Source organism: Neobacillus notoginsengisoli (assembly GCF_003515685.1).
GTDB classification, from domain to species: Bacteria; Bacillota; Bacilli; order Bacillales; family Cytobacillaceae; genus Bacillus_D; species Bacillus_D notoginsengisoli.
Genome location: NZ_QWEG01000010.1, coordinates 184,160 through 197,546 on the forward strand (window position 1 = coordinate 184,160; position 13,387 = coordinate 197,546).

The 13,387-nt window shown below is 45.3% G+C and carries 9 protein-coding genes; 2 read left to right on the forward strand and 7 right to left on the reverse strand.

All coding sequences use genetic code 11. From position 1 onward, the window contains the following. Positions 1-99: 99 nt before the first annotated feature. The 7 genes from D1B31_RS16395 to D1B31_RS16425 all read right to left on the reverse strand — a co-directional run bounded on the left by D1B31_RS16395 (position 100) and on the right by D1B31_RS16425 (position 8,849). The gene (locus D1B31_RS16395) at positions 100-1,119 is read right to left on the reverse strand and encodes a cytochrome c3 family protein (protein ID WP_118922346.1); all 1,020 of its coding nucleotides are present in this window, start codon (positions 1,117-1,119) and stop codon (positions 100-102) included. A 134-nt stretch (positions 1,120-1,253) separates the two neighbouring features. Next, complete coding sequence (locus tag D1B31_RS16400; RefSeq protein ID WP_118922348.1) at positions 1,254-2,384, reverse strand: cytochrome c3 family protein; 1,131 nt, start codon at positions 2,382-2,384, stop codon at positions 1,254-1,256. Between the two features lie 187 nt (positions 2,385-2,571). Next, a complete protein-coding gene (locus tag D1B31_RS16405; RefSeq protein ID WP_118922350.1) occupies positions 2,572-3,537 on the reverse strand; it encodes a 6-bladed beta-propeller in 966 nt (321 codons plus the stop codon). Positions 3,538-3,553: 16 nt separating this feature from the next. Then, the gene (locus D1B31_RS16410; protein ID WP_118922352.1) at positions 3,554-4,246 is read right to left on the reverse strand and encodes a tetratricopeptide repeat protein; all 693 of its coding nucleotides are present in this window, start codon (positions 4,244-4,246) and stop codon (positions 3,554-3,556) included. A gap of 109 nt (positions 4,247-4,355) precedes the next feature. Next, positions 4,356-5,534 carry a NapC/NirT family cytochrome c gene (locus D1B31_RS16415; protein WP_240035305.1) on the reverse strand — a complete coding sequence of 393 codons (1,179 nt, stop codon included), beginning with the start codon at positions 5,532-5,534 and terminating at the stop codon, positions 4,356-4,358. 30 nt (positions 5,535-5,564) lie between these two features. After that, on the reverse strand, positions 5,565-6,824 hold the full coding sequence (locus D1B31_RS16420) for a cytochrome c3 family protein (protein WP_240035306.1): 1,260 nt from the start codon (positions 6,822-6,824) through the stop codon (positions 5,565-5,567). Positions 6,825-7,547: 723 nt separating this feature from the next. After that, positions 7,548-8,849 (reverse strand): cytochrome c3 family protein, encoded by a 1,302-nt coding sequence (locus tag D1B31_RS16425; protein WP_240035307.1) that lies wholly within the window; start codon positions 8,847-8,849, stop codon positions 7,548-7,550. A 530-nt stretch (positions 8,850-9,379) separates the two neighbouring features. On the opposite strand from D1B31_RS16425, the gene secA reads away from it, so the two are divergent. Next, positions 9,380-11,887 (forward strand): preprotein translocase subunit SecA, encoded by a 2,508-nt coding sequence (gene secA, locus D1B31_RS16430; RefSeq protein ID WP_118922358.1) that lies wholly within the window; start codon positions 9,380-9,382, stop codon positions 11,885-11,887. Between the two features lie 389 nt (positions 11,888-12,276). Beyond that, a protein-coding gene (gene prfB / locus D1B31_RS16435) for a peptide chain release factor 2 (protein ID WP_118922360.1) occupies positions 12,277-13,378 on the forward strand; the annotation gives its coding sequence in 2 pieces (ribosomal slippage) (positions 12,277-12,348 and positions 12,350-13,378; 1,101 coding nt in all). The last annotated feature ends 9 nt before the right edge of the window (positions 13,379-13,387 follow it).

Here is a 13,387-nt window from a genome sequence, read left to right on the forward strand (position 1 = left end):
AACTACCTCGTTAATTAGCTGCTTTTAAGGTAATATATCAGATTGCTATCTAGTGTCAATGCTAATCGAATTTACAAATAGTGGGGCTATTTGCATTAGTTATCGGGTTGGTCGCCCTGAGTAATTTCCACCTGGTACAGGAGTAGGATCTACTCGGTGACATGTCCAGCAAACGGTTGCATTTGTATACTTCTTAAGGGCAGATCCGCCTTCGTTGATATCTTTCATGTAAGCTTCAGCTGTTTCCTGGCTCCATCCGCCCTTAACATAATCAGCTATCGTTTTGCCTGCTGTATCTTTTAAAAGTGTAATATCTGTACCGTGTGCATAGTGGCAGCTAGCACAGTTCCGCCCAGCTCTGTAGCTGTCTGTCGTGTGCGAATAATGTCCACTAACCATCTGATCTCCACTGGATCTTAAATAATCATCGTGGCATGTTGAGCAGAAGTTTGAATATACACGCTGCGGCACATCGGCACGATTCTGGTTTACAAACACAGGACCTTTGGATTGATAGATTTTTAATCCTGTAGGGCCAGTACTGGCATTAAACTCCGCATAGGCAGGATCTTCAACCAATTCAAGGTCAAGCATCGCAGTAGAATATACCTTACCATTAACTTCTGTTCTCAATAATCGGTCATTGGTTGAGCCATGCGGGTTATGACAGCTGGAACATTGAAGTTCTTCTTTGTTTGAAGTCAGTGCCCCAGGCGCTGAATCAATCGCAACAGAACCTACATTGTGCATAGAAGCGCTGTCATGAGTGCTGTTGAATACACCAGCGCCGGAATTCTTTTTAACGTTATAGAAACCAAGTGTGCCATCGTGGCAGGACATACACAAGTTTGACTCAGTATCTTGGAACTTTACCAAGGATTTGCCGTTAGCCTGGTGAGTGCTGTGGCAGTTGGCACAGGAATTAGTGTTGTTTTGAAAATTGCCGTGTGTCCGGTGTGTTGCTTCTTTACCATTATTATCAATTGTTCCAACATGAATCCCAGGGGCAGGGTTATTCGGAGTAGGAACAAAAGGCTCTTCGGCAGAAGCTATTACTGCAAATGCGCTTAGCAGAATAAGTGTAAATAAAGCTGAAAAGCTAATCTTTAACTTCCCCATTGCCGTTCCTCCCTAAGTTTCTCTATTTCTTTAAAAAAAATTGATAGAAAACAAGGTAGTAAATTTACATTACTACCTTGTCTCGTTCATTTAGTTAAGCCAGTCAAATAGTGGGGCTATTTGTTGGCTCTATATTATTTAATATTTTTCTTTTCATTGAAAGTTGGGGCCCAGCCATGTCTGCCATTTTCCCAGTTCCATAGCTCTCCGGTTCCAGCCCATGGATCTCCAGCCTGTGCAGGCATGTAACCGGACCATGCACCTCCCTGAGTGTCTGGACCGTGGCCAATAAGTCCTGTGTTTTTGCTAGATGTATGGCAAGTATAGCAAACGGCCATATTGGTGTATTTCTTGAGGGAAGAACCTTTTTCGCTAATATCTTTCATGTATTCAATTGCGGTTTCTTCACTCCAACCTTTGTCTACGTAATTTTGAACGGTTTTACCGGCAACGTCCTTTAGAAGAGTAACGTCAGTACCGTGAGCATAGTGGCAGCTTGCACAGTTACGTCCCTGTGAAGTGGTGTTAGTTGTATGCGAATAGTGGCCCAGTGCAGTCTTTTTACCACTGCCAGTGTCATACGTATCGTGACAGGTTGAACAGAAATTGGCATAGTCTACTAAATCCTGGCCAGCCTTAGGACCTTTGGATTTATAAATTTTCAAGCCAGAGTTTGTAGAACTATCGTTGATAGCTTTAAATGTGTCATCTTCAATTAAATCTAATTTGATAGCGCCGCCATCTGGAGTTATTGTCAATCCGGCTACTTCATTTCTCAACAGACGGTCATTGGTGGAACCATGAGGGTTATGGCAGCTGGAGCATTGCATTGTATCTCCAACTTTGTTGTCGAGTGCACCAGGAGCTGCATTGATTGCAACAGTTCCTACATTGTGCATGGAAGCACTTTCGTGACTACTGTTAAATACACCGGCACCAGAGTTCTTTTTAACGTCATAGAATCCAAGAGTACCGTCGTGGCAGGACATACACAAGTTTGACTCAGTATTTTGGAACTTTACCAAGGATTTGCCGTTAGCCTGGTGAGTGCTGTGGCAGTTGGCACAGGAATTGGTGTTGTTTTGGAAATTTCCGTGTGTTTTATGCTGATTCACTTGCCCATTGTTATCAATTGTACCAACTTTGATGCCAGGTGCTGGATTTCCGGGTGTTGGCGTAAACTGTTCTGCTGATGCGATCGCTGCAAACATACTCAAAACAATAAGCATAAAGAGCGCCGAAAAGCCAAGTTTGAACATTCTCATCTCTACTTAAACCTCCCATTTTGTCTTAACTATTAACCTATAAAACCGGATAACCTCATTAATTAAAAGCACCACCTCCTTTAATGTGTTTTTTGCGGCTTGTAAAAGAAAAAGCATTTTTCTTTTTTGAGCTTTTCCCAAGTTGCAGTTGGCTTTTGTATTGCTACTCCTTAAAAGGAGGTACTGCCTAGTAGAGAACTGAAATCCTTTGATTGACCGTATCGGTTACAAAGATTGTTCCCCGATCATCAATGAAGAGGCCATTAGGAAGATATAGTTTTCCATTATCTGTCCCCATACCGCCTAACGTTCTAATTTCATTTCCGTCCTCGTCGTATACATAAATGTTGTGGGAAAGGTTGCTGACTACATAAACATTGCCTTTTGAGTCAACATCAACCCCCCTTGGGTTAACAAAGAGCGGAACTCCCTTACCTTCCTTAGAACCATTAATGATTCTTAAAAACTTTCCATCTTTATCAAAAACTTGAACCCGGTTATTGCCAGAATCAGTGACATAAATGTTATTGTCTTTGTCAACCGCAACGGCATTAGGAGCAATAAATTTCCCTTCTTCCTCGCCAGCTCCGCCAATTTCCATCAGCTTCTTGCCATCGAGATTAAACGCGAATACTTTGTTTTGCTTAATATCTGTTACATAAAGGGTTTCATTGTAAATGCGCAGTCCGCCTGGAGATTGAATCAATTTTTCTTCATCAGGAAAATAGCTAATGAATTCTCCTTTTGAATTAAAAATTGAAATGTTTCCATTATACAAATCCGCTACATAAATATTTTCTTCTTTATCACCGGCAATTCCATAGGGGAACTGAAACTCGCCTTCTTTAGAGCCTGATTTGCCAAAAAGCATGACATTATTTCCAGACTGGTCAAACACTTGTACCTGAGCATTTTTTGAATCAGTAACATAAAGGAACTCGCCTATTTTTGTTACATCCATCGGCTTGCCTAGAGGATTTTCAAAGCTTCCATAAAATGATTGCCTAAATTCCGGCTCTCCTCCGGCAGGATTTACCGCTGCCACAACTGGCTTCAGCTTTGGTCCAAGGTCCAGCAGGGCGATGCCTAGGAATAATGCTGCAGAAAATACAACCATGGCACTCATCCAAATATATACAGTTGTCTTTTTCAATTCTAGTCATCTCCTATTAATTGCTGTCTTTTTCAGAAAGTCTGGCCAACGCTTCAGAAGCTGGCTTATAAAGGGGGTCGTAGCTTAACGCCTGTTTATATAGCTCTTCAGCATCTGCCAACTTCCCCTGATCCTCTGCGACTCTGCCAATCTCAAAAACAATATCATTATTTACAGGCATCAGTTTATCCGCTTCCTGAAGTGATTTTAGAGCCTCATCGTACATTTTCAGTTGGCGATAAGTCATTCCTTCAAGAAGAAAACCTTTATAATCTCTTGGTGCCAATTCTACAGCTTTGTTTGCTTGCTTTAGCGCATCGTCGTAACGCTTTTGATCATTGTAGACAAGCCCGAGGTTAAAATAAGCACTGACGTTCTTTTTATCTAAATCGATTGCAATCTGTAATTGTTTTGTGGCCTCTTCGCTTTTGTTAACTAAATGGAGGGAATAACCCAGGTTTACCCGGTGTTCAGGATTATTTGGCTCCTTGCTTACTAACCCCTCGTAATAGGCTACTTGCTCTTCCAGCCTGTTATCGTCATTGTTCCAAAAAAACTTGTCACTAATGAAATATCCGCTGACAATACTAATAAGTAGTGTCCCTATTATTAGAGAGATGCCTTGCAGTTTTGAAAAGCGATCTTTTTTCTTATTAATCCGTGTTTCATTTGACTCATTGGATTGATTCTGGAGTTCTACAGCTCCCATATGAATCCTCCTCACAAATTTCCTTCTTCATGGCTTAAAGAGGCCAGGAATTTTTATTAGTTGGTTATTTGGTGCCATTTACCTCATTGGTTCAGGCCAATGAGGGTTATTATAAATCAGGTCGGTTAGACGTTCTGTGGCAACTGCTACAGGTATTCTTTACATGGCATTTATAGCAGCTTTCCTGTGGCCTGGTTAGATTTTCGACTGAAATTGGATGGCCTTCACGCCAATTGTTGGTGTGTTTTTGTGAATGGCAGGAAATGCAGCTGACAGAATTATTTTCTTCGGAACCAGTGCTTCGATTAGGGTCGTGACATGTATAACATGTTTGTTCGTTCTTGGCCGCTTCTTTTCCGTGGCTAGGGAAAAATGAATTTTTGTGGCTCTCAGGACGTTGTTTGTGGCAATCTACACAGAAGGTATTTTCTTTTGCATAAGTATGCTCATCTTTATGGGATTGCTTTGTTTCTAGATATTTATCTAACGTCGATAAATCTTCATATCCTTCCAGCTTTTCGATTGACATTGGTCCGTGGCACTTATTACAGCTGCTTAACTCTGATTTTGCCAGTTTTCCATGTGTCTTTGATTTAAATTCAGAAGACTTATGGCTTTTCGGCAGCATGCCTGTGGCATGGCAGGCAGTACATTCTGTGGTGATCCTCCTAGATTCATGGCATTCCATGCATGTATCCATATCGGGCCTGGTAAATTTAAGGTCAGCCATTGCACTGGAGCCTAATCCTTTATCCCATTTGCTATAATCTGTTTTAAAGGTCATTTCCCGATCGGGTATTTTTCCATGGGCTACACCGCTGTGGCATTGGGTACATTTGACGTCTTTCTCGCTATGCTTATCATGAGGAATAATGATGTCACCTGAAACCGAAAAATTTCTGTTCTGCACATTGTGACACTTTTCACATGTGCTGTTGGGAATTTCTTTTGTCATCCTAATTGGCGCTACATTGACATCGTTTTTGTTTATGTTTTTATAAATGGTTTTTTTGACAAGATCAGCTTTGTTTTTGGCTGCAAGCTTGACCCCTGGCTCAATATGGCAGTTTACGCAATCAACTTCCGCGTGGGAGGAAGCCTTCCACGTATAGTATTCCGGTTTCATTTCATGGCATGACGAGCAAAACTCTGAGCTGGATGAAGCCTCCAGCCCTATAAATCCGATTGAGAAGAATAGGGCCAGAAACAACAGTGTCAATGTCATGATTTTATAAATCTTATTGCGAAAACGGGGAGGGGCCGGCAGCTCTTTTTTTTCTTCTTCCATCAGACTGTCCCTCCAGTTCAAATTTTACAGTTAAGCTCCTTTTTCACCTTTGAAACCTGTCCTGTGGCAGAACTGGCAGTAAACATCTGTTGGCGCGGTTGTTTTCTTGTCAGCAGCAGGCTTTTCTTTATCATGGCAGACAAAGCATTGGGCTTTCGCTTCGTTTGTTTTTGCTTTTGGTGCGTGGGCTGTCAGCCAGTTATCGCTGTCGCCATGGCCATCCGGACGTTCTGCGTGGCAAGTGGAGCAGAAAGCACTGTCACGGGATTTGTCTTTAACCGTTTTTATGTTTGGTACGTATTTTTCATCCTTTTCTCCATTGATCAAGGTCAGGATGTCCTGTTTGGGCATTTCGCGAATCCATTTGGAATCCTTATGACAGTCCAGGCATTGATTAAGCTCTTTTAAAGCAGCGCCGCCATGGCCTTGGTTCCAATTTTTCTGTTGATGGTTTTTAGGTATAGAAATTTCCTCATGGCATGTCAAGCATTCCATTGACAGCTTTACATCTTCTTTTTGCTTTCCTAAAGCTTGAAGGATGATGGCCTGTGTTTTCGTGTTTGTTTCATGTTTACCTTCGACTCCGACAACTGAGTCGTGGGGCTCGGCAGCTGTTCCATCTCCGGAGGCTGTGGCAGCTTTTTCGCTGTCATGGCCTTTATCTTTTTCCGCACCGTGTGTATTGACAGGCAGACTGTATGCGATGTCTTTCCATGGCTTTTCGCCTTTATTTACTTTGTCATGGCAATCGATGCATGTTCCCATGTTAGGATTTGTGTATTCTTTTGTCATAAGCTTACCGATATTTTCTTCTGTCCAATGGTCATACGTTTCTGAACCATTGATTCCGCGGTCAACTACTTTGCCGTGCGCAACTCCGGCGTGGCAGGTGATACATGGAATGCTTTCTTCAACGTGTTTCTTATGATTGACCTTCAGGTCGCCCGTCGCTGTGACAAGGCGGTTGTCCGAGTGGCATTGCCCACAATTCACTTTTAGGACGGGAACGGTCTGGACAATTGGATCCGGCGGACCGACAATATGGTAGTAAACCTCTTTCATCGATTCGATTTTATGGAGGACCATATTTTTCGCACCCGGTTCGATGTGGCACTGCGTACATTTGATTTCACTGTGGGCGCTTGCCTTGAACGTTTGATATTCCGGCGCCATCTCATGGCACGATGAGCAGAAAACTGGATTGGATGTGAAGGCGATTGCCCCGTATGCCGTACCGCTCATGGCGATCAAGCCAAATAGGAGAGCGAAACCGAGTTTCCAGCGATTCACCGGGTTCTTCCAATCTATATTTCTAAATTTTTGCCATAGTCTGCGTATAAGGCCAGCTTTCTTTTTCCCTTCCCTTGTCTCTGTCTGAGGGCTTATCTCTGTCTGTTTGGATCTTCTCCAAAAGGCCACGCTGTTTCACCCTTTCTGTTGTCTTGTTTGATTTCTATCTGCTTTTTTTATTTAACCTCTCTAAAGGTAGTATCTAATATTGAAGGGTGATTTTCCAATGTACAAATTGTGAATAAAGTTGCGAAGTGTGTCGGATGGATTTATGCAGCAAAAGTACGTTGGGAATATTGTTATATCAATGCTTGAGTTAATAACTTACGCGTAGTGTTAAAGAGATTAATGATTAATATTTATACATTAATTAGAATAAAGATGTAAATATAAATCGTTTTTTGACCTCTTTTTGTATAAAGTGAGAAGGGGATAGGTGAAATAGTTATAGTAATATAATTTAATATTTTGTGAAGTTGTTATGAAGAAGTTGTGAAGAAGTTGTGAAGATTAAGCGATATATTTTTTATATTTTAGGCTGGGTTTGTCAGTTTTGAACAGAATTTATCTTTGGTTTCTTCACAGGGAGGGTAAAGATCTTTCATTCGATCGTAAAAAAACCGCTGGACTAGTGGCCAGGCGGGATAAGGATATAAAACGAGTTTCGTTGGTTTACTAACTACTCAAAGGAAGTGAGTGAGGCACTGGAACCGTCCCCGTGCATCACTCTCCTTTAAATCCGGTGCGGTGGCAGTATTGGCAGTAGATGTCTGTTGGTGGTTTGGCGGTTGTGGATTCTGGTTGTGGTTTTTGTTTGTCGTGGCAGGTGAAGCATGTTTCTTTTTCTGGTTTTGTGCTGGCCTTTTTTGCGTGCTTGGTCAGCCAGTCGTCGCTGTCCCCATGGCTTGGTGGCCTTTCTCCGTGGCAGGCGTTACAGAATTCGTTTGTGCGCAGCGTGCTTCTTTTTTCTTCTGGGCTTCGGGAGTGCTGTTCTTTCCCCTCGCTGTGGTTAATAAGGGTTTGAATATTTTGCGGCTGCACTTCTTTGGCCCATTTCGTATCTTTGTGGCAATTTACGCATTGATCTACATTCTTATATGCTGTCTCTCCGTGTTGAACTTTCCATTTGTCCCGCTTATGGGTAGCGGGAGTATCGACTTCTTTGTGACATGTTGAGCATTCCATTGATAGTTTAACATCTTCATGCTGCATACCGATGGCTTGGAGGATGATCTGCTGGGATTTTCCAGTGTTTTCTGCCTTGTTGGCATCGGCTGTTTCTACTTTGGAACTTCCATGCTCAACCTGTCTCGGTAGGCTGTAGGCAACATCTTCCCATGGTTTTTGGCCTTTGTTCACTTTGTCGTGGCAGTCGATGCATGTGCCCATATTCGGGTCCATATATTCTTTTGTCATCAGCTTCTCGGCGTTGTCGGCCGTCCAAAGATGGCGGTCTTTTTCTGTGTTGAGTTTACGGTCGGCGATTTTGCCGTGGGCGACTCCGGCATGGCAGGTGATGCAGGGGATCCCTTCATCTATATGCTTTTTATGGTTGACCATTAGGTCGCCGGAAGCGGTCACTAGCCTGTTCGTTGTGTGGCATTGCTGGCATGAGATGTTTGGAATGGCTTCTCCTGGTGTCTGGACGATTTGCTCAGGAATACCGGTGAGGTGGTAGTAGACTTCTTTCATGGATTTCATTTTGTGGGTCAGCATATTGACCGCGCCTGGTTGGATATGGCACTGTACGCAGCTGATCTGGCTGTGGGCGCTTGCTTCGAAGGTTGCGAATTCGGGCTGCATTTCATGACAGCTTTTGCAAAAAGTAGGTGAGTTTGTAAAGGCTAATACTCCGCCAAATCCTCCTCCTCCAACAATGAGAAGGGCTAAAGTCGCAAATAGCAGTTTCCAGCGGTTCACCGGGTTTTTCCAGTCAATTTCTTTCACTCTTCTCCAAAGGCTTTTTTTCTTTTCCTTCGGATGCGTTTCTGTTTCTGGCGGTTTCTTTTTCCTCCGGAACAACAATGTTCTCAACCTCCCTGTTTTTCAAATATTCTCTATATATTACCATTATAACCTAATCATTTAAGTCAGTGCGTGATATTGTGAAAAATTGAGCAATAGTTTTTGCTGTTGAAAAGGTTCCTTATTATATACTTTTTGGGGACGCAAAAAGGACCAAGAAACTTTGCCAAATCTGAATCATTTTTATAAAGCGATCTTTTGTAGTAAGTTGTTAATACCATAGTAACTTCTAAACCATTGATTGGAGCGGAGGGCACCGACTCCAGCGGGATGAAGCGGCAAGGTGGAGACCCCACAGGCGCTTAAGCGCCGAGGAGGCTCCACTGACGCCCCGCGGAAAGCGTGTGCCCGCAGCGGAAATCAAGTTTTTTTCCAAAAGCCAGGGGTGGGCTTCTGTTGTCACTGCATAGCGGAAGTGGTAAGATGGTAACAGAAATTGGCGAATTCTTTTTAAAGGAAATTCGTGGTATAGAAGAGAATCCTTTCTCCTTATGGGGTTTGAATGCTGAGTAGAAGAAGGAGCGTTTGAGATGGGCATTTTAAATAAACTGTTTGATATGAATAAACGCGAGCTAAAGAAGCTGACTAAAATTGCCGGGAAAATTGAGGCGCTCGCCGGTGAGATGGAAAAGCTGACGGATGATGAGCTTCGCGCAAAAACAGACGAGTTCAAGCAGCGTTACCAAAACGGTGAAACACTCGACGATTTGCTCGTCGAGGCATTTGCGGTTGTCCGTGAAGGGGCCCGCCGTGTCCTTGGCCTATATCCTTATCCTGTCCAGCTCATGGGTGGTGTTTCCCTGCACGAGGGGAATATTTCCGAGATGAAAACAGGGGAAGGAAAAACGCTGACAGCGACAATGCCAGTTTACTTGAATGCGTTGTCTGGTAAGGGCGTGCACGTTGTAACTGTCAACGAATACCTCGCCAGCCGTGACGCTACTGAGATGGGCCAGCTGTACAATTTCCTTGGCTTAACGGTCGGGCTGAACCTGAACAGCATGACAAAGGAAGAGAAGCAGGAAGCGTATGAGGCCGATATTACCTACGGTACGAATAACGAATTCGGGTTCGACTATCTCCGGGACAACATGGTGTTATATAAGGAACAAAAAGTTCAACGCCCGCTTTTTTATGCGGTCATTGACGAGGTTGACTCGATTTTGATTGACGAAGCGAGGACACCGCTGATCATTTCCGGTACGGCGCAAAAGTCCACGTCGCTCTACATGCAGGCCAACGCATTTGTCCGGACGCTGACGAAGGATCAGGATTATACGTATGATGAGAAAACAAAAGGAGTCATGCTGACGGAGCAGGGGATTTCGAAAGCAGAGCGCGCCTTTGGGATCGAAAACCTTTTTGACATCAACCACGTGACATTAAACCACCATGTCAACCAGGCGCTCAAGGCAAACGCGTCGATGCATCTAGATATTGATTACGTTGTCCAAGACGGCGAAATCGTCATTGTTGACCAGTTTACCGGCCGCTTGATGAAGGGCCGCCGCTACTCAGAGGGGCTCCACCAGGCGATTGAAGCAAAAGAAGGACTCGAAGTCCAAAATGAAAGCATGACGCTTGCGACAATCACATTCCAGAACTACTTCCGGATGTACGAGAAGCTTGCCGGTATGACCGGTACGGCAAAAACGGAAGAAGAGGAATTCCGCAATATATATAATATGAACGTTATCGTCATTCCGACGAACCGGCCGATTGTCCGTGATGACCGTCCGGATTTGATTTATGCAACGATGGACGGGAAATTCCGCGCGGTTGTGGAAGACATTGCCGAGCGCCATCAAAAAGGCCAGCCGGTCCTTGTCGGTACCGTCGCGATTGAAACGTCCGAGCTTATTTCAAAATATTTGCAGAAGAAGGGCATCAAGCACAACGTCCTAAACGCGAAAAACCATGGCCGTGAAGCGGAAATCATCGCTGAAGCGGGCGAGCCGGGCTCCGTTACGATTGCGACCAACATGGCCGGCCGTGGTACTGATATTAAGCTTGGCGAAGGTGTCGTTGAGGTTGGCGGGCTTGCCGTCATCGGTACGGAGCGCCATGAGTCACGCCGGATTGACAACCAGCTGCGCGGACGATCAGGACGTCAGGGAGATCCGGGGGTAACCCAGTTCTACCTTTCGATGGAAGATGAGCTGATGCGCCGCTTCGGTTCAGATAATATGAAAGCGATGATGGAGCGCCTCGGCATGGATGATTCCCAGCCGATCCAGAGCAAAATGGTTTCGCGCGCGGTCGAGTCAGCGCAGAAACGCGTTGAAGGAAATAACTTTGACGCGCGGAAGCAGCTCCTTCAATACGATGATGTCTTGCGCCAGCAGCGTGAAATTATTTATGCGCAGCGCAACGAAGTGCTAGATGCTGAAAACCTTCGCGACATTGTTGAAAATATGATTAAACATACAATTGAACGCGAGGTTGATACATTCGCGCCAAGGAACGTAGATGAAGAGGAATGGAATCTTCAGGGATTGGTTGACTACACCGCTGCCAATCTGCTCCGCGAAGGCGACATCACTCTTGCGGACCTGACTGGCAAAGAGCCAGACGAGATGGCCGAGGCCATTTTTGCAAAAGTAAAACAGCGCTACGATGAGAAAGAAGAAATCCTTGAGCCTGATCAGATGCGCGAGTTCGAGAAAGTCATCGTTCTGCGCGCGGTTGACTCGAAGTGGATGGACCACATCGACGCAATGGATCAGCTTCGCCAGGGAATCCATCTACGCGCCTATGCCCAGACCGATCCGCTTCGTGAATACCAGGCTGAAGGCTTCGCGATGTTTGAGAGCATGGTTCTTTCCATTGAGGAAGAGGTTTCCCGCTATATCATGAAGGCGGAAATCCGCAGCAACCTGCAGCGACAGGAAGTTGCCAAAGGCCATGCAGTCAACCCGAAGGAAGACGGGGAGAAAGTGAAAAAAAAGCCTGTCATCAAGAAAACGAACATCGGCCGCAATGACCCATGCCACTGCGGCAGCGGCAAAAAGTTCAAGAACTGCCACGGGGCGGGGTAAGAGACTAGTTGTTATATAAATGGGGAACTGATTGTATTGCATCGGTTCCTCTTTTTCTTTTTGTTGCGGATAGTAAAACTGGTTTGGTTGTTGGGACAGAGCCAAGTCAAAAAGGTACATCTCTGTCCCAAGCATCCTATTCGCGAGAGGATTGCTAAAAACCGGTATTTCTGTCGCGTAAGATTCGCTTCCCGGTTTTGAGATGTCCCGGGTTTTAAGCCTGCTAAATGCTGTTGCGACACGAGGCTGCAAAGCGGGTTATGCGTCAAGGGGGCTGCGTAGCTGGGCTTCTGCGGCTTTTTATTTTGCCAGGGGTTTTGGCAAACGGGGTTTGACGGTATATACTGTATAAGAAATATTTTATTGGAAAGGTTTTTGAGGTGATTAATATGGAGTTTTCAGATATTAGGCATGAGTTGGAGAAAACAGCTAAGCGATTAGCGGGCTTTAGGGGGTCTCTTTGACTTAGAGGAGAAGGAGGCCCGGATTGCGCAGCTGGACAATGAGATGTTGCATCCGGATTTTTGGAATGACCAGGATGCGGCGCAGCGGGTGATCAATGAGGCGAATGCGCTGAAGGATCAGGTTCATGCGTTTTTTGAGATGAATGAGGCGTATGAGGATTTGGAAGTGACGTTTGAGTTGCTGAAGGAGGAGCCTGATGAGGATTTTCAGGCTGAGCTGGAGGAGCAGCTTGCCGAGTTGACGGCGCGTCTGGATGAGTATGAGCTGGATATGCTGCTGAGCGAACCTTATGATAAGAATAATGCGATCTTAGAGCTGCATCCGGGCGCGGGTGGAACGGAGTCCCAGGATTGGGGTTCGCTGCTCTTACGGATGTATACCCGCTGGGCGGAGAAGCGCGGCTTCAAGGTCGAGACGCTTGATTATTTGCCGGGTGACGAGGCTGGCATCAAGAGTGTGACGCTTTCGATTAAAGGGCATAATGCGTACGGATATTTGAAGGCGGAGAAGGGTGTGCACCGACTTGTAAGGATTTCGCCGTTCGATTCGTCTGGCCGCCGCCATACGTCGTTCGTTTCGTGCGAGGTGATGCCGGAGTTTAATGATGAGATTGAGATTGACATCCGGACAGAGGATTTGAAGATTGATACGTACCGGTCGAGCGGTGCGGGCGGACAGCACGTCAATACGACGGACTCGGCGGTCAGAATTACGCATGTTCCGACAGGCGTGGTTGTGACGTGCCAGACGGAGCGGTCGCAGATCAAGAACCGTGAGCGGGCGATGAATTTGCTGAAGGCGAAGCTGTACCAGCGTGAGATTGAGGAGAAGGAGAAGCAAATGGCGGAGATTCGCGGCGAGCAAAAGGAAATTGGCTGGGGAAGCCAGATCCGTTCGTATGTGTTCCATCCGTATTCAATGGTGAAGGATCACCGGACGGGGACGGAGTCGGGGAATATTCAGGCTGTGATGGACGGGGAACTGGATCCGTTCATCGATTCCTACTTGCGTTCGAAACTGTCGTAAGCTTCTTGT

Bases quoted from the DNA above. Each gene is read 5' to 3' on its own strand.
- D1B31_RS16410 (WP_118922352.1), bottom strand. From the start codon at position 4,246: ATGGGAGCTGTAGAACTCCAGAATCAATCCAATGAGTCAAATGAAACA.
- secA (WP_118922358.1), top strand. From the start codon at position 9,380: ATGGGCATTTTAAATAAACTGTTTGATATGAATAAACGCGAGCTAAAG.
- D1B31_RS16395 (WP_118922346.1), bottom strand. From the start codon at position 1,119: ATGGGGAAGTTAAAGATTAGCTTTTCAGCTTTATTTACACTTATTCTG.
- D1B31_RS16415 (WP_240035305.1), bottom strand. From the start codon at position 5,534: ATGGAAGAAGAAAAAAAAGAGCTGCCGGCCCCTCCCCGTTTTCGCAAT.
- D1B31_RS16400 (WP_118922348.1), bottom strand. From the start codon at position 2,384: ATGAGAATGTTCAAACTTGGCTTTTCGGCGCTCTTTATGCTTATTGTT.